This is a genomic window from Parahoeflea alexandrii (assembly GCF_024105735.1).
Lineage (GTDB): Bacteria > Pseudomonadota > Alphaproteobacteria > Rhizobiales > Rhizobiaceae > Hoeflea > Hoeflea alexandrii.
This window is the reverse complement of record NZ_JAAAML010000002.1, coordinates 303,715-319,317: the sequence shown is the minus strand read 5'-3', so window position 1 is coordinate 319,317 and position 15,603 is coordinate 303,715. Positions and strand designations below refer to the sequence as shown.

Here is a 15,603-nt window from a genome sequence, read left to right as displayed (position 1 = left end):
TCCCAAACGGACGATCCGACGGGTGTCGGGTTGTCTGTCAGGAGAGGCGGCATGGCCGCGGACAACAAGGATGGGAAACCAGATGAAAATTGTGATGGCCATCATCAAGCCGTTCAAGCTGGACGAGGTGCGTGAAGCATTGACGGCTATCGGCATTCAGGGCCTGACCGTCAGCGAAGTCAAAGGCTACGGCAGACAGAAGGGGCACACTGAGATCTACCGCGGCACGGAATACGCGGTGAGCTTTCTTCCGAAACTGAAGATCGAGATCGCGATTGCGTCGGATGCGGTGGACAAGGCGGTCGAAGCGATCGCGACGTCAGCCAAGACCGGCCAGATCGGCGACGGCAAGATCTTCGTTTACTCGATTGACCAGGCCATGCGTATCCGCACCGGCGAAACCGACGCCGACGCGTTGTAAGGCAACAGGAGACCTAACCCATGACACTTCAGATGTCACACACATCCCCGCTTCGGATCGGGCTGTTGGCAGCGGGCGCACTCGCCGCTTTCGCTGTTCCAGCTTTCGCCCAGGAAGCAACCACGACGATGGACAAGGGCGACACCACCTTCATGCTGGTCTCGACCATCCTGGTGCTGTTGATGATCCTGCCCGGCCTGGCGCTGTTCTATGGCGGCCTGGTGCGGACCAAGAACATGCTGTCAGTGCTGCTGCAGTGTACGCTGATCACCGCCATGGTGATGGTGATCTGGGTGCTCTATGGTTATTCCTTCGCCTTTGGTGGGTCGGAAAGCGCGTTCTGGGGCGGAACCGCGAAAATGTTCCTGGCGGGTGTAACCCCGGCCAGTGAAGCGGCCACCTTCTCCGACGGCGTGATGATCCCCGAATACATCTTCATCGCCTTCCAGATGACCTTTGCCTGCATCACCCCGGCTCTGATCGTCGGTGCGTTCGCCGAGCGCATCCGGTTCTCGGCGGTGATGCTGTTCGTCGCACTGTGGGTCACCTTTGTCTATTTCCCGGTCGCCCACATGGTGTGGGATGCCAACGGCCTTCTCTACAAGATGGGCGCGCTCGATTTTGCCGGCGGTACTGTGGTGCATATCAATGCCGGTATTGCCGGCCTGATCGGTGCGATCATGGTCGGTAAGCGGACCGGCTTCGGTCGCGACATGATGGCGCCTCACTCGATGACGCTGACCATGGTCGGCGCGGCACTGCTGTGGTTCGGCTGGTTCGGCTTCAATGCCGGCTCCAATCTGGAAGCCAATGCCGGCGCTGCGCTCGCCATGATCAACACCTTTACCGCAACCGCCGGTGCCATTCTGGCCTGGACGGTGATCGAAACCCTGCATCGCGGCAAGGCCTCGCTGCTCGGCGCGGTTTCCGGCATGATCGCCGGTCTCGTCGCTGTCACCCCCGCGGCGGGCTTCGCGGGCCCGGTTGGCGCCATCGCGCTGGGCGCGGTCTCCTCGGCGGTCTGCTACTATTTCGTCGCGGTGGTGAAGAACAAGTTCGGCTATGACGACACGGCGGACGTGTTCGGCATCCACGGCGTTGGCGGCATCGTCGGCGCACTCGGAACCGCGGTCGTCAACATGCCCGGTCTCGGCGGCGCGGGCGGCGAAGACTATGCCGTCGGTTCGCAGTTCGTCATTCAGGCCTCTGCGGTCGGCATCACCATCCTCTGGTGCGGCATCCTTTCGTTCATTCTCTTCAAGATCGTCGACATGGCCATCGGTCTGCGCGTCAGCGTCGAGGATGAACGCCAGGGTCTCGATCTGGCCTCCCACGGCGAAGCCGCCTATCACGGCTGAGCAGACCTGATTCAACAAGACCGAAGACGCGGCCCGGCCTTCCGGGCCGCGTCTTTGCGTTTGAGCCTGAGTGTTTTACCGGTCGGGCGGTTTGCATGGTTAATGCCGCATTAACCCGGTACCGGTTAGATTTGCCGAATGTGGGTTCGCAAGGGCCCAAAACCCGATTCGGACGTTGTGTACCCATGCAGTCAGGCTCTTCATCTCTACCGTCAGGCGTTTCTTCGCACAGCACCCTGCTGGGTGAGCTGGTTCGACGGCAGATCAGGTTTGTCATCGGGCTGGCAATCCTTGCCGGGCTGATGCTGGCGATTGCGGCGCTGGCAACCTGGAATGTCACCGATCCGAGCTTCTCCAACGCCAATGGCGCTGTTCCGCAGAACGCCCTGGGTTTCAGCGGCGCGGCGTTTGCCGATCTGGTCATGCAGTTCTTTGGCCTGGCGGGGCTTATTGGTCTTCTGCCGGCGCTGTTCTGGGCCATCGGCCTCATGCGCAACAGGCCGGTCGACCGTGGCTCACGCCGTGCCGCGGCCTGGTTCGGCGGCGCCTGGCTGACAGCTGCGCTGTTCGGGCTGATGCCGCGCTCGGAAGCCTGGCCCCTGCCCAACGGCCTCGGTGGCGTTCTCGGCGACATGGCGCTGAAGCTCCCCTCGGTGTTCACTGGCGGGTTTCCCTCCGGCCTGGTAGCGGTCATTCTCGGGGTTTTGATAGCGCCGGTGGCATGCTGGCTGCTGGTCTTCGGCGCCGGCCTGACCGGACGTCCCGTGATCGTTGAAGACATCGACGAACCGGTTGTCGAAGATGACGACGAACTCGATGAAGCGTCGAGCGGTTCGCTGATCCTGGGTGCTGTCACCCATGCATGGTACACCACGCGGGCACGGCTGCGGCGGATGGTCGGCCTGGCAGACCTGCGAAGACTGCGCCCGATGCCCGATTCCCCGCTCGATCTGAACCGCGCGTACGATCCCGCCGATGATGTCTTTCAGGACGGGGCCCGTCGCCCTGTTGGGGAAAGAATCGAACCGGGCTTCGCAGCTTCGACCCAGGGCCGTCCGCAACATGTCGATGATGCTCCACCTTTCGATATCGATGATGAGCCGCTGCCCGAAGGCATCCTGTCCGATGATTTCGACCAGGAAGACGATCCTGCGGCGGACTGGCGTCCGCAGCCGGCTCCGGTTCGTCAGGCGACTTCGCCACGGATCGCTGCACCCGCCGAACGACCCAAGCCGGGTGCGCGGTTGCATCGCGATGCGCAGGGTTCGATGCTCGACGATCACGGGTTCTCGCTGCCATCGGTCCATCTTCTCGCCGAAGCCCGCAATGTGGCCAAGGATTCCTCGCTGTCGCCGGAGGCGCTTGAACAGAATGCCCGCATGCTCGAAGGCGTGCTGCAGGACTTCGGGGTCAAGGGCGAGATCATTCATGTCCGGCCCGGCCCGGTCGTCACCCTGTATGAACTTGAACCTGCACCGGGCATCAAGTCTTCCCGGGTGATCGGGCTTGCCGATGACATTGCGCGTTCGATGAGTGCGATCGCCGTGCGTGTCGCCGTGGTTCCCGGCCGCAATGCGATCGGTATCGAACTGCCGAACCAGAAGCGGGAAACCGTCTATCTGCGCGAGCTGATCGCCAGCCGCGATTTCGAGACCTCCAAGGCCAAGCTGGGGCTGGCACTTGGCAAGACCATCGGCGGTGAACCGGTGATCGCCGATCTGGCCAAGATGCCGCATGTGCTGGTGGCAGGTACCACCGGCTCGGGCAAATCCGTGGCGATCAACACGATGATCCTGTCGATCCTGTACCGGATGGATCCGTCAAAGTGCCGGTTGATCATGATCGATCCGAAGATGCTCGAACTTTCGGTCTATGACGGGATCCCGCACCTGCTCACACCGGTGGTGACCGATCCGAAAAAGGCCGTGGTGGCGCTCAAATGGACCGTCCGGGAGATGGAAGAGCGCTACAAGAAGATGTCGAAGATCGGCGTGCGCAACATCGACGGCTTCAACCAGCGGGTCGAGCAGGCGCGCAATGCCGGCGAGCCGATCACCCGCACGGTGCAGACCGGCTTTGACCGCGAGACCGGCGAGGCCGTCTACGAGACCGAGGAATTCGATCTCACGCCGCTGCCTTACATCATCGTTCTGATCGACGAAATGGCTGACCTGATGATGGTCGCCGGCAAGGATATCGAAGGTGCGGTGCAGCGGCTGGCGCAGATGGCCCGTGCCGCGGGCATCCATGTGATCATGGCGACACAGCGTCCGTCGGTCGATGTGATCACCGGCACGATCAAGGCCAACTTCCCGACCCGGATCTCGTTCCAGGTCACCTCGAAGATCGATTCGCGGACCATTCTGGGTGAGCAGGGTGCAGAACAGCTCCTGGGCATGGGCGACATGCTCTACATGGCCGGTGGTGGCCGCATCCAGCGTGTCCACGGTCCGTTTGTCTCGGACAAGGAAGTCGAAGACATCGTTTCCTTCCTGAAAACACAGGGCGTGCCGGAATATCTCGATGCGATTACCGAGGATGATGATGAAACCGAGGGGGGCGGTGGCGGTCCGGCAGGAACCTCCAATCTTGCCGATTCGGACGATCCGTATGACCAGGCGGTGGCCATCGTGCTGCGTGATGGCAAGGCATCGACGTCCTATATCCAGCGCCGGCTGGGGATCGGATACAACCGTGCTGCCTCGCTGATTGAGCGGATGGAGAACGAAGGTGTCATCAGTCCCGCCAACCATGCGGGCAAGCGTGAAATCCTGGTGCCGACCGAAGACGAAATCGATCCGCGCTAACTGGTGCGGCGACGTGTGCCGCACGTCACACTGGCGCCGCAGTCTTGGGCGAGACAGAGGCCGAGAACAAACGGAGACTGAGATGTCGAAGCAGAGCATTTCAACCACGATGACCGACCGCCATGACCCGGCCCGCCGCGCCCTGCTGGGCGGCGGTCTGGGACTGGGCCTGTCGCTGATGGCCGCCGCCGCCGGGCTTGTAGCTTTCCCGGGTACCGCGCAGTCGGCGCAGACGGCCCAGAGGGTGGCTGACCACTTTGCCTCGGTCAAAACCATGACAGGCGAATTCATCCAGTTCGGACCCAATGGCGAGCAGACCGGCGGCAAGTTCTTCATCGAGCGTCCCGGCAAGTTGCGCTTCAACTATGAGGCGCCCTCGGCTGTGCGGGTGATCGCCGACGGCAAGAATGTGGTGATCGGCAACCGCAAGCTGAGGACCTGGGATCTCTACCCACTCGGCAAAACGCCTCTGAAACTGCTCCTGTCAGAACGGATCGACCTGTCGGGCGAGACCGTGCGTTCGGTCAAGGAAGACCCTGATCTGACCACGATCGTTATGGGCAACAAGTCGATTTTCGGTGATTCGACCATTTCCATGATGTTCGACCCGAAGACTTTCGAGTTGCGGCAATGGACCATCCGCGACGCACAAGGCAAGGACACTTCTGTGATGATCTTCAACGTCCAGAGTGGCGTTCGGTTCGCCGAGGACGTGTTCGAGGTGCCTTACGCGCAGGTTCCGTCCGAAAAACGCCCGAGCGAGCGCTAAAGCAGATCATTCTGATCCAAGCCTTCATTTGATTGTGGATGACGGGCGAACTTCGGCCGGCCGACAGGATCAGCTTGCCCTTGGGTGGCTAATCGGCCAAATACAGGCTGGTTTTCCTCTAGAAGGCGATTTCGATTTGGCGTTCTCCGTTACGACCTGGAATATCAATTCCGTCCGGCTCAGGCTTCCGCTGGTTCAGCATTTTCTCGAGACCGAACGGCCCGATGTCCTGTGTCTGCAGGAGACCAAATGTCCCAATGACGCATTTCCGAGCGCCGCCTTCCGCAAGCTTGGATATGAGCATCTCGCGATCCATGGCCAGAAGGGCTATCACGGGGTGGCGATCATCTCGCGGCGGCCGCTGAGCGATGACCGGCGGCAGACCTACTGCGCGATCGATGACACCCGGAACGTCTCGGCCGTTGTCGAGGCACCCGGTTCAAGGCGCATCCGCATCCACAATTTCTACGTTCCGGCCGGCGGTGACGAACCCGATCGCGAGATCAACCCGAAATTCGCGCACAAGCTGGATTTTGTCGAGGAAATGAAGCGGCTTCACGCCGAGGCCGAGCTCGCTGATGGGGTATCCTCGATCCTGGTCGGGGATCTCAACATCGCACCGCTTGAAACCGATGTCTGGTCGCACAAGCAGCTTCTGAAAGTGGTCAGCCACACGCCGATCGAGACCGAGAACTTCATGGCGATGCAGAAGGCGGGCGGCTGGGTCGACCTGATCCGGACCCACATTCCGCCGGAAGAGAAGATCTTCACCTGGTGGAGCTACCGGGCCAAGGACTGGGACGCGGCCGACCGCGGGCGGCGGCTCGATCACGTCTGGTCATCGGCGGACCTGGCGCCGGCGCTCAAGCGCATAGACGTGCTGCGCGAAGCCCGCGGCTGGGAACGGCCCTCCGACCATGTTCCGGTGACGGCGCATTTTGATTTCTAACGACGAACGGTTCTTGAGGCCTGTCGGTTTGTGTGACCGGGCTGCAGCCTGCCCTGGCGTCAGCCGCCAAAGCGACCGGAAATCCTGCCCAGATCGGCATTGAGTGCTGCAAGATTCTCATCGATCCGCTGACGGATGATGCCGGCGATGTCCGGATACTCCTCAAGCATGCGGCGGAACAGCGGCCGGTTGATACGGATGACCTCGGCCGTGTCAGGAGCAATGGCGGTCATCGAGCGGTTGACCGAGGTCACCATCGCCAGTTCACCGAGCAGGGTGCCGCGTTCGGCGAAGCCGAGCGGGACGCTCTGTCCGCCCTTGCCGGTGCGGGACAGCTCGAAACGGCCGCTCGCGACCACGAACGCGCAATCGGCAGGACTGCCCTCGCGAAACAGCATCTGGCCGGCCTGCAGCTTTCGCCGTTCGGCGCCGAACGCGATCAGCCGGAGCTTGTCTTCGCTGATGTCGCAAAACAGCGGGACAATGGAAAGCAGGGCGATATCATCATTCAGAGCCACGGATGCACTCCTTGAAAGCCTGTGTCGCGTAGAGTCTCATCGGAGACCGGGTGAAACCGGTCACGGGATGATCTTGTAGCCGCCGCTTTCGGTTACCAGGATCTCGGCGTTCGACGGATCGGCCTCGATCTTCTGGCGAAGCCGGTAGACATGGGTCTCGAGCGTGTGGGTGGTGACACCCGAATTGTAACCCCAGACCTCTTCGAGTAGCACATCGCGGGTGACGACCTTCTGGTCGGCGCGGTAGAGATAGCGGATGATCGCGGCTTCCTTCTCGGTCAACCGGATCTTGCCGCCCTTGTCGTCTAGCAGCAGTTTCTGGCTCGGCTTGAAGGTGTAGGGGCCGACGGTGAAGGTGGCGTCCTCGCTCTGCTCGTGCTGGCGCAACTGCGCGCGGATACGCGCCAGCAGCACGGCAAAGCGGAAGGGCTTGGTGACATAGTCGTTGGCGCCGGCTTCAAGCCCCAGGATCGTGTCGGAATCGGTATCGTGGCCGGTGAGCATGATGATCGGCGCCTTGAAACCGCCCTTGCGCAGCAGTTTCACCGCTTCGCGCCCGTCCATGTCGGGCAGGCCGACATCCATGATCAGCAGGTCGACATGTTCGCTCCTGGCAGCCTGCACACCCTTGGTGGCCGAGGATTCCTGGGAAATGGCAAATTCCTCGTAGAGCGACAGCTGTTCGACGAGGGTCTCTCTCAGGTCATCGTCATCATCTACCAGCAGGATCGAGCGAGCGGTCATTGCGGCTTCCTTCTTCGTACAGGCATCGGCGCGGGAGCAATCCGGCGCCACAGATGGTGTCATATGGCATTGTGTTCCTGTTTAGGCACTTTCGGCGCGAGGGCAAAGTGCTAAATAGTCGTCCAGGCTCACAGCAGGAGCACTTGATCGTGAGATCGATGTTACACAAACCGCCGGCAAAACGGACTGGACCACGGGTGATCGCGGTGCGGACGTCGCCGATGAACCGGCTCAAGGGGCTGGTCAGGATCGGGCCGGTGACGGTTCCGGCGGCGCTCGGGCGGGGTGGCGTGACCGCGTTCAAACGGGAGGGCGATGGCGGAACGCCGCGCGCGACCATGGCCGTTCTGTCGGGGTTTCGACGCGGCGGCATGCTTACGCCAGACGGTGCGGGTCTGGCCTTGCAGCGGGTGAGCTGCCGGGATGGATGGTGCGACGCGCCAGGGCATGGGGCTTACAACAGGCCGGTGCGGCTGCCGTTTCCGGCCAGCCACGAGACACTTGTCCGAAACGATGTTCTCTACGATTTCGGATTCGTGCTCGACTGGAACATCCGTTCGCGGCGGCGCGGCATCGGCAGCGCGATCTTCCTGCATGTGGCGAAGCCCGGATTTCCGCCGACACAGGGCTGCATCGCACTCTCACGACGCGACATGCTGCGCATCATGCCATTGCTCAGGCGTGGCACGATCATCCGGGTTCAGTAGAACGGCGAACGCGCGGCTTGCGGTCAGACCCCGAACCAGCCGATGGTCAGGCCGATCCCGATCATCACCAAGAGCCAGTGCAGTCCATCAATCAGGGTCAGGTCCCAGCCAAAGCCCTGGTATCGGTTGTTGATCGTCATGGTGGTGAAGATGATGCCGGCCCAGATGAACAGGCCTGAAATCAAACCGTTGACCGGTGTCACCTGGCCGGCTCCGAGGTGGCCGATCATGCCGGCGGTCACGAAGGCCAGGCCCAGCTCGAGGATGAAGGTCGTAATCATCAGCGGCGCCATGGCCGGCTTTGGCCCTTCCGGGTCAAGCCTCGCGGCCTTCATCCACGGCTTGCTCAGCGACCCGTAATAGACCGCGCCAATGACAAAGGCGACAATGGCCGCGACAAGGATTGCCAGATAGTTCATGCCTGCAAAATTCATGAGCCTCTCCCGCAAAGGAACGATCTTATCACGGATGCCGTGTCATTGAGAGATCAACCGCGCCGCGGTTTCGATTCCGGGTCTCATGCGTATGAACGATCGATCTGTCTTATCGATGGGTCTTCGATCGCTGTGCCTCGACATAAGACCGCAGGACCGCATTCATCCGCGTCAGGTGTCCTTTTCCCTGGGCCTTGAAAAACTCAAGCACATCGGCATCCACACGCAAGCTGATCGGCTCCTTGGTTACAGTATGATTGACCAGTTCGGCATCATCCCAAAACCCCCTTGGCAGGTCCGGTGCGGGTTCTGCGTTGACGGACGAGTGCGTTTCACCCCGTTCCTTCATCTTCCGCAGGTCGCTAAGGCCGGCTCTTTTCATATTCTTCCCGGTCACGCTGACCTCCTTTCCACGCTGTAATGAGGCGATAGACTTCATCCCTCGTGGTATAAACGACGATGTAAACCTCGCCGTCAGCCATACCCAAAGCGATCATGCGTTTCTCGCCATAATTCCTGCGTGTGTCTTCTCTTTCCAACACGTCATTTTCAAAAATAAGAGCTGCCTCTAAAAGGTCGACGCCGTGCTTTTTATACGTTTCAGCACGTTTGTTTTCGTCCCATGTAAAGTCCATGTCTTTTTCCTCGCAACATAGATTACCCACGCCTCGCGCTCACACAACCGTGTGGTAGTTTGGTGGGAATCGCCGCCGCAACAAAAAATGTATATACGAAATGTATATACCACGCAAGCTAGAAATTTCGTGTTAACTGATGAAACGAAACACCGATGTCCGCTTCACCTCGCTGTCTTCCAGCGCGCGTGTCACCGGTACCTGGTAGGTTGCGAGCAACTCCATGCCGTTGGGCGGACAATAGGAGCGGCCGGGATCGCCGACAAGGACCAGCGCGCCGCGTTTTGCGAGAGCGGAAAACCAGGGTTGGATCAGGTCGCTCATGGTCCGGTCGTAAAACACGTCGCCGGCAAGAACCACATCCCAGCCCGAATCGGTTCCGACAAGATCCGTCTGGCTGATCTCAAACCCGACCTTGTTGGCCGCTGCGTTGAGGCGGGCCGCGGTGGCCGACCAGGGATCAATGTCGACCGCGTTCACCCGCGTTGCACCTGCGAGACAGGCGGCGATCGCCACCAGTCCCGATCCGGAGGCGAAATCGAGCACCACCTTGCCGGCAACGAGATCCGGATTGTCGATAAGATGCCGGGCGAGACCCTGACCTCCGGCCCAGGCAAAGGCCCAGAACGGCGGCGGCAGGCCGAGGGCATCGAGTTCGTCCTCGGTCTTGAGCCACAGATCATGGGCTTCATCGGCCAGATGCAGCCGGATCTCCGGGACATGCGGCGGCGCGCCAAGCACGGTGTTGGCGCGGATGAAGCGCTCCGGGTCGGTTTTCATCAGCCTGCGCCGGGATCGGGCATCACGCGGCTCTCACTCCGGCTCTCACTCGGGCGATCGCGGCGGATTTTCGAGATGGCCCATGCGGCAGACCTCGAGATATTCCTCCTCGGTCACCGGCTGCACTGACAGCCGCATCGATGTCACCAGGCTCATCTGGGCCAGCTTCGGATTGGCCTTGACGTCCTTCAGCGTCACCGGTTTCGGCACGTCACACACCGCGCGGATATCGACGCATTCCCAGCGCGGGTCGTCAATGGTGGTGTCGGGATGGATCAGTTCGCAGACCTCGACGATACCGACGACTTCCAGACCCTCGTTGGAGTGGTAGAAGAAGCCCTTGTCGCCGAGTTTCATGGCGCGCATGTTGTTGCGGGCCTGGTAGTTGCGGATGCCGTCCCATTGTTCGCCGGCGTCGCCCCTGGCCTTCTGCATCTCCCAGGACCATTTGAAAGGCTCGGATTTGAACAACCAGTAAGCCATCTCAAGCCTCCGGGTTCTTGAAGGTCCAGTTGAAGGCACGGATTTCGACCGAGGCAAACAGCCCGGCCTTGGCATAAGGATCGCCGGCGGCGAGCGCCTCGGCTTCCTGCTTGTCGGCTGCCTTGATGATCCACAGGCTGCCAACCGGCTTTTCATCGTCGCCCAGCAACGGTCCCGCGGTCTTCAGGATGCCACGGGCTTCGAGGTCCTTGAGATACTCGACGTGAGGCGGGCGCGTTGCCATCCGCAGCTCGAGCGAGTCCGGCTTGTCTTTGCACATCAGGACGAAATACATGAAGTCTCCATCGGGTTGGGCGCCTGGCGCCAGGGTCGGGATCGCCAGTCGGGCGTGGCCGCATTCTATGCCTTGCCCGATCTCTCGTTTCAATACCGGTTCAGGTCAAGAGCGGATCAGGCCTTTGCACCGCGCTTGCCGTGGCCGAGCACGGCGGTGGCGGCCTGATCGAGCGGCCATCGCGACCGGGGGGCGAGGTCCAGCTGGTCGGCAGGAAGTCCCGCGGCCAGGCGTTCGGCGCCGGCCCAGGCAATCATCGCGGCATTGTCGGTACACAGGTTGAGCGGCGGCGCGATAAAGCGGAAACCGGCCCTTGAGGCCCGGTTTTCAAGCGTGGTGCGGATCGCCTTGTTGGCGGCGACACCGCCCGCAACCACGAGCGCTGGCTTTGATTCGGTTCCGAAACGCTCCGTAAAGCGCTCCAGCGCCATGGCGATACGGTCATCGATGCTGGCCGTGACCGAGGTCTGGAAGGCCAGGCACAGATCCGCAATGGTCTGTTGCGACAGCGGCGCCTGTTGCTCCGCCATCTGCCGCACCGCGGTCTTCAGGCCGGAGAAGGAGAAGTCCAGCCGCGGATCCTTTCGCATCGGCACCGGCAGGCGGAAGCGCTTTGGCTCGCCCGAAAGGGCTGCCTGTTCCACCGCGGGGCCGCCGGGATAGCCGAGGCCGAGCAGCTTGGCGGTCTTGTCGAAGGCCTCGCCCAGCGCATCGTCGATGGTGGTTCCCCAGCGCTCATAGTCGTCGACGCCCTTGACCAGCACGATCTGGGTGTGGCCGCCCGACACCAGCAGCAAGAGGTAGGGAAACGTGACATTGTCTGTCAGGCGCGCGGTCAGCGCATGGCCTTCAAGATGGTTGATGCCGAGAAAGGGCTTGTTAGCCGCCATGGCAATCGCCTTGGCCGTCATCAGCCCGACCATCAGCCCGCCGATCAGCCCTGGCCCGGATGTGACCGCGACCGCATCGATCTGGGGGAGAGGCACGCCGCTCTCTGCGAGCGCCTGTTCCACCAGCCTGTCGAGTGTGGAGACGTGCGAACGGGCGGCAAGTTCGGGCACCACGCCACCGAAGGCCGAATGCAGATCGAGCTGGCTCAGCACCACATCGGAGAGGATTTCGCCGCTACCATCGGTAAAGCGGCGCACAACGGCGGCCGCGGTCTCGTCGCAGCTTGTCTCGATTCCCAGAATATCAATGCTACCGGTGGTCATGCCCGTCCTTGCGGATCCTAGTCGTCTGGCGTGATGTATGGTGGCGCGCGTTCAAGTGAAACCATTGAACGCGACACGCACGCGCCTGAATGTTGCGCTCGCGGGATGATCCCGGTACCAGTTTGTCGGTAACAACGGATCGGATGACTTGCAAATGAAACCTTACCGCATCGGTACCCGCGGCAGTCCGCTTGCACTTGCGCAGGCTCACGAAACACGCTCCCGGCTGATGGCGGCGCACGGGCTGCCCGAGGATGCGTTCGAGATCGTGGTGCTGTCGACAAAGGGCGACCGGGTGACCGACAGGCCGCTGTCGGAGATCGGCGGCAAGGGATTGTTCACCGAGGAACTCGAAGAGCAGCTGAGCGACGGACGGCTGGACCTGGCGGTGCATTCCTCGAAGGACATGCCGACTGCGCTGCCCGAAGGCCTCGGGCTGGTGGCCTTTCTGGAGCGCGAGGATGTTCGGGATGCGTTCATAGGTCGTTCCGCGCCCCGGCTCGAGGACTTGCCGCTGAATGCGGTGGTCGGGTCGTCCTCGCTGAGGCGCCAGGCACTGATCCGGCGACTGCGGCCCGATCTGTCGGTCATCACCTTCCGTGGCCAGGTCGAAACACGGCTGCGCAAACTTGGCGAGGGGCAGGTCGACGCGACATTGCTGGCCCATGCCGGGCTCAAGCGTCTCGGCAATACCGGGGTTATCACCGAACTGCTTGATCCGGAGAGTTTTCCCCCGGCGCCGGGGCAGGGAGCGATTTGCATAGAAGCCAGAACCAATGATGAGCGAATTGCCGAACTGCTGGCCCCGATCAACCATGCCGACACCGAGGCCGCGCTTCTGTGCGAGCGGGGCTTCCTGGGCGCGCTCGACGGATCCTGCCGGACCCCGATTGCGGGGCTGGCGAGAGTGGCTGGCGGCCAGCTCTCATTTTACGGGATGATCCTCACTCCCGATGGTTCGGTGTGGCATGACATCCGCCGTGAAGGTCCTCTCGGAGATGCTGCGCAGCTGGGCGCGGACGCCGGCGCCGAAGTGCGTGACCGGGCCGGCAGCAGTTTCTTCGACAGCTGGACCTGAGGCGGAGCGATGCGCGTTCTGGTAACGCGTCCGGAACCCGGCGGGAAACGGACGTCCGAGCGCCTCGCAGCCCTCGGCCATGACCCGGTTCTGATGCCGCTGTTTGAAAGCAGGGTCACCGCAACAGCTGAAGATCTGCCGCCCGTGGCAACGATCCGGGGATTGATCGCAACAAGCGCCCGCGCCTTCGCCATGTTCGGGCAGGGCGATGTATCCGGATCAGAGCTTTGCCGGGTGCCGATCCATGTTGTCGGTCCCGCCACGGCACAGGCCGCCCGCGACGCCGGATTTCTCCGGATCACTGAGGGTGGCGGTACGGCCGAGGATCTGGCGGCCCTGATCGCCGAAAATGCGGGCGAGGGCAGGACTGCGGATCTCCCGGAAGCAAGCGATGGGCAGGGTGTACAGGCCTACCTTGCCGGAGTGCCGCGCAAGCCAGTCATCGAGACTGCCCTGAGCGCCTCAGGCACCGCTTACGTGGTGCTTGAATGCTATGAAATGGCAGAAATAAGTTATTCAACTGACATTTTGAAATCGCGTTTTTTCTCTCCCGTGCCGGACGCTGTGCTGCTCTACTCGGCGAATGCAGCAAGACGCTTTTCTGCACTTTGCAACAATCATGAACTCGGCAAAACGCTGGATTCCGTGCGTTTTTTCTGCCTTTCGAGTGCAATAGCGGGCGAATTGGAGCAGGGTTGGCAATCCCGTGTGGTGGTGGCCGAACATCCCGACGAGGACAGCCTGCTTGCGTCGATGGCCCGGTTGGGCTGATTTGCCGGAACCACCGCCACGGTTTGAGCGTATTGCGACCAAAGAATGCGCAAGATCAACCGCGCCAACCCTGCAGGAGACGCCATGAGCAAGGGCCCCACCCCGCGACACTCCAAATCGCCGAAACCAGTGACCATCGATCTCGACGCCACCGATGTGACGCCGAAGAGCGAGGAGCCCAAGGCTAAGTCATCGGCCACCGGGCCTTCCGTTGCCCGGACGCCGGATCCGGCACAGCCGGAGAAGACCGAGGCCGGCAAGACCGAGAGTGGGAATACAGGGAGCGGGATTACAGGGAGCAAGTCCGCGGAAGCTGCAGGCCCGGCAACCTCATCGGCATCGGCGAAGACCGACAGCCCGTCCAAGACGGCGCCGGATCCAAAGATCGGATCTAAGCCCGAAGCAGCGACGCAGGCCGGCGCAACGACGGGCTCGGCCAAGGCATCGGACCCGAAGGATGCAAAAACCGAAGACAGCAAGCCGAAACCGGCTGGTGGCGCAACCGCCAGCGCGGCCGGCGCCAAACCTGCCGCAGCGCCAGCCAGAAGCGGCGGCGGTCTCGGCATGGTCGTCTCGGGCGTGCTGGGTGCCGTGATCGCTCTAGGTGGCGCTTACGCGCTGCAGGCGGGCGGGTTTCTGCCGGCACCGGGTGTGGGCAGCAGCGATCCGGTGGCGCCGGTGGTCTCGCAGGTGGACACACTTTCCGACCGGCTCGACGCCCTGACACAGCAGGTCTCGGAGTCCGGATCGCAGAGTGGTTCCGCGATCCCAGTCGAGGTCACCGACCGCCTCGACAGGCTTGAGGCCGATCTTGCGGAGGCAGGCACGAGCAGCGGCGGCGAAAGTGGCGATCCGGCGGTGCTTGCCGCACTCGAAGACCGGCTTGCGGGCCTCGAAGGCAGGATCGCCGGGCTCGGCGATGGAAATACCGCCGGTGCGGACCCCGAACTTGCCGCGCAGATGAATGAATTGCGGGCGGCGCAGGGCGGGCTCCAGGCTGCAATTGCCGAGTTGCAGTCCAGTGCCGACATGCTGACGGGCAAGATCACCGACCTCGAGCAGGGTCAGCAGGAGCTGTCGACCCAGCTCGACGCGCCTTCGCGGCAGATAGACCTGGCGCGCGCCATCGCCGCTGCCGGCCTCAAGTCGGCGATCGACCGCGGCGGGTCTTTCATGAGCGAACTCGAGGCCTTCGCTTCGGTCGCCCCGGAGGATCCGGCGGTGGCCGAATTGCGGGATCTGGCCGCACGCGGTGTTCCCAGCCGCGCCACACTTGTGGCCGGGTTTTCCGATGCCGCGAGCGAGGCTATTGCCGCGGCCGATCCGGGTGATCCCGAGGCCGGGCTCGTCGACCGGTTGATGTCGAGCGCGATGTCGGTGGTCAAGGTGCGCAGGGTCGGCGATGTCGAGGGTGACAGCGCCGAGGCCATCGTTGCCCGTGCCGAAGCGCGGCTGCTCAACGGCGATCTCGATGCTGCCCTGGCCGAATGGAACACGCTGCCCGAGGCCTCCCGCGCGGCCACCGCAGACTACAGCGACGCGCTGGCTGCCCGTGCGCGCTCGGAAAAGCTGATCGCCGCCGCCATGGCGCCGTCCGCCGGTTCCGCCGCGTCATCCTCCGCCGCACCGGCCAACTAGGA

18 protein-coding genes are annotated in these 15,603 nt (G+C 62.4%); 9 read left to right on the top strand and 9 right to left on the bottom strand.

Features of this window, described 5'->3' with window-relative positions; translation table 11 throughout:
- Window positions 1–70: 70 nt before the first annotated feature.
- The 5 genes from GTW23_RS11295 (at window position 71) to GTW23_RS11275 (ending at window position 6,304) form a co-directional block, all read left to right on the top strand.
- On the top strand, window positions 71–421 hold the full coding sequence (locus GTW23_RS11295) for a P-II family nitrogen regulator (RefSeq protein ID WP_193217393.1): 351 nt from the start codon (window positions 71–73) through the stop codon (window positions 419–421).
- A gap of 20 nt (window positions 422–441) precedes the next feature.
- Complete coding sequence (locus GTW23_RS11290) at window positions 442–1,779, top strand: ammonium transporter (protein ID WP_244615337.1); 1,338 nt, start codon at window positions 442–444, stop codon at window positions 1,777–1,779.
- A 185-nt stretch (window positions 1,780–1,964) separates the two neighbouring features.
- Window positions 1,965–4,586, top strand: coding sequence for a DNA translocase FtsK (locus tag GTW23_RS11285; protein WP_252915850.1), 2,622 nt, complete (start codon window positions 1,965–1,967; stop codon window positions 4,584–4,586).
- Between the two features lie 82 nt (window positions 4,587–4,668).
- Window positions 4,669–5,355, top strand: a complete 687-nt coding sequence (locus GTW23_RS11280; protein WP_425494002.1) for an outer membrane lipoprotein carrier protein LolA — start codon at window positions 4,669–4,671, stop codon at window positions 5,353–5,355.
- A gap of 136 nt (window positions 5,356–5,491) precedes the next feature.
- The gene (locus GTW23_RS11275; RefSeq protein ID WP_252915849.1) at window positions 5,492–6,304 is read left to right on the top strand and encodes an exodeoxyribonuclease III; all 813 of its coding nucleotides are present in this window, start codon (window positions 5,492–5,494) and stop codon (window positions 6,302–6,304) included.
- Window positions 6,305–6,363: 59 nt separating this feature from the next.
- Here GTW23_RS11275 and GTW23_RS11270 read toward each other — a convergent pair whose 3' ends face one another.
- On the bottom strand, window positions 6,364–6,822 hold the full coding sequence (locus tag GTW23_RS11270) for a cyclic nucleotide-binding domain-containing protein (protein WP_152011099.1): 459 nt from the start codon (window positions 6,820–6,822) through the stop codon (window positions 6,364–6,366).
- 60 nt (window positions 6,823–6,882) lie between these two features.
- Window positions 6,883–7,566 carry a response regulator transcription factor gene (locus GTW23_RS11265; protein WP_152011100.1) on the bottom strand — a complete coding sequence of 228 codons (684 nt, stop codon included), beginning with the start codon at window positions 7,564–7,566 and terminating at the stop codon, window positions 6,883–6,885.
- 158 nt (window positions 7,567–7,724) lie between these two features.
- Between GTW23_RS11265 and GTW23_RS11260 the strand changes: the two genes are divergently transcribed.
- Window positions 7,725–8,273, top strand: coding sequence for a L,D-transpeptidase family protein (locus tag GTW23_RS11260; protein WP_252916308.1), 549 nt, complete (start codon window positions 7,725–7,727; stop codon window positions 8,271–8,273).
- Between the two features lie 23 nt (window positions 8,274–8,296).
- On the opposite strand, the gene GTW23_RS11255 is transcribed toward GTW23_RS11260, so the two are convergent.
- The 7 genes from GTW23_RS11255 to tsaD all read right to left on the bottom strand — a co-directional run bounded on the left by GTW23_RS11255 (window position 8,297) and on the right by tsaD (window position 12,114).
- The gene (locus GTW23_RS11255; protein ID WP_252915848.1) at window positions 8,297–8,707 is read right to left on the bottom strand and encodes a DUF1761 domain-containing protein; all 411 of its coding nucleotides are present in this window, start codon (window positions 8,705–8,707) and stop codon (window positions 8,297–8,299) included.
- 109 nt (window positions 8,708–8,816) lie between these two features.
- Entirely contained in the window at window positions 8,817–9,104 is a 288-nt protein-coding gene (locus GTW23_RS11250) for a BrnA antitoxin family protein (RefSeq protein ID WP_252915847.1), read from the bottom strand.
- Window positions 9,070–9,342, bottom strand: coding sequence for a BrnT family toxin (locus GTW23_RS11245; protein WP_252915845.1), 273 nt, complete (start codon window positions 9,340–9,342; stop codon window positions 9,070–9,072). The genes GTW23_RS11250 and GTW23_RS11245 overlap by 35 nt, the downstream gene beginning before the upstream one ends.
- Window positions 9,343–9,474: 132 nt before the next feature.
- Complete coding sequence (locus GTW23_RS11240; protein WP_252915843.1) at window positions 9,475–10,122, bottom strand: class I SAM-dependent methyltransferase; 648 nt, start codon at window positions 10,120–10,122, stop codon at window positions 9,475–9,477.
- 45 nt (window positions 10,123–10,167) lie between these two features.
- Window positions 10,168–10,605: an EVE domain-containing protein gene (locus GTW23_RS11235; protein WP_252915841.1), complete on the bottom strand. Its 438-nt coding sequence runs from the start codon at window positions 10,603–10,605 to the stop codon at window positions 10,168–10,170.
- A 1-nt stretch (window position 10,606) separates the two neighbouring features.
- Entirely contained in the window at window positions 10,607–10,900 is a 294-nt protein-coding gene (locus GTW23_RS11230) for a YciI family protein (protein ID WP_252916307.1), read from the bottom strand.
- Between the two features lie 116 nt (window positions 10,901–11,016).
- Window positions 11,017–12,114, bottom strand: a complete 1,098-nt coding sequence (gene tsaD, locus GTW23_RS11225) for a tRNA (adenosine(37)-N6)-threonylcarbamoyltransferase complex transferase subunit TsaD (RefSeq protein WP_252915840.1) — start codon at window positions 12,112–12,114, stop codon at window positions 11,017–11,019.
- Between the two features lie 148 nt (window positions 12,115–12,262).
- On the opposite strand from tsaD, the gene hemC reads away from it, so the two are divergent.
- The 3 genes from hemC (at window position 12,263) to GTW23_RS11210 (ending at window position 15,601) form a co-directional block, all read left to right on the top strand.
- Window positions 12,263–13,192, top strand: a complete 930-nt coding sequence (gene hemC / locus GTW23_RS11220) for a hydroxymethylbilane synthase (RefSeq protein WP_152011105.1) — start codon at window positions 12,263–12,265, stop codon at window positions 13,190–13,192.
- Between the two features lie 9 nt (window positions 13,193–13,201).
- Window positions 13,202–13,963: a uroporphyrinogen-III synthase gene (locus tag GTW23_RS11215; protein ID WP_267660892.1), complete on the top strand. Its 762-nt coding sequence runs from the start codon at window positions 13,202–13,204 to the stop codon at window positions 13,961–13,963.
- Between the two features lie 84 nt (window positions 13,964–14,047).
- Window positions 14,048–15,601: a COG4223 family protein gene (locus GTW23_RS11210; protein WP_252915838.1), complete on the top strand. Its 1,554-nt coding sequence runs from the start codon at window positions 14,048–14,050 to the stop codon at window positions 15,599–15,601.
- Window positions 15,602–15,603 lie beyond the last annotated feature (2 nt).

Bases quoted from the DNA above. Each gene is read 5' to 3' on its own strand.
- GTW23_RS11245 (WP_252915845.1), bottom strand. From the start codon at position 9,342: ATGGACTTTACATGGGACGAAAACAAACGTGCTGAAACGTATAAAAAG.
- GTW23_RS11260 (WP_252916308.1), top strand. From the start codon at position 7,725: ATGTTACACAAACCGCCGGCAAAACGGACTGGACCACGGGTGATCGCG.
- GTW23_RS11240 (WP_252915843.1), bottom strand. From the start codon at position 10,122: ATGAAAACCGACCCGGAGCGCTTCATCCGCGCCAACACCGTGCTTGGC.
- GTW23_RS11295 (WP_193217393.1), top strand. From the start codon at position 71: ATGGGAAACCAGATGAAAATTGTGATGGCCATCATCAAGCCGTTCAAG.
- GTW23_RS11215 (WP_267660892.1), top strand. From the start codon at position 13,202: ATGCGCGTTCTGGTAACGCGTCCGGAACCCGGCGGGAAACGGACGTCC.
- GTW23_RS11265 (WP_152011100.1), bottom strand. From the start codon at position 7,566: ATGACCGCTCGCTCGATCCTGCTGGTAGATGATGACGATGACCTGAGA.
- tsaD (WP_252915840.1), bottom strand. From the start codon at position 12,114: ATGACCACCGGTAGCATTGATATTCTGGGAATCGAGACAAGCTGCGAC.
- GTW23_RS11235 (WP_252915841.1), bottom strand. From the start codon at position 10,605: ATGGCTTACTGGTTGTTCAAATCCGAGCCTTTCAAATGGTCCTGGGAG.
- GTW23_RS11210 (WP_252915838.1), top strand. From the start codon at position 14,048: ATGAGCAAGGGCCCCACCCCGCGACACTCCAAATCGCCGAAACCAGTG.
- GTW23_RS11285 (WP_252915850.1), top strand. From the start codon at position 1,965: ATGCAGTCAGGCTCTTCATCTCTACCGTCAGGCGTTTCTTCGCACAGC.
- GTW23_RS11290 (WP_244615337.1), top strand. From the start codon at position 442: ATGACACTTCAGATGTCACACACATCCCCGCTTCGGATCGGGCTGTTG.
- GTW23_RS11230 (WP_252916307.1), bottom strand. From the start codon at position 10,900: ATGTATTTCGTCCTGATGTGCAAAGACAAGCCGGACTCGCTCGAGCTG.
- GTW23_RS11255 (WP_252915848.1), bottom strand. From the start codon at position 8,707: ATGAATTTTGCAGGCATGAACTATCTGGCAATCCTTGTCGCGGCCATT.
- GTW23_RS11280 (WP_425494002.1), top strand. From the start codon at position 4,669: ATGTCGAAGCAGAGCATTTCAACCACGATGACCGACCGCCATGACCCG.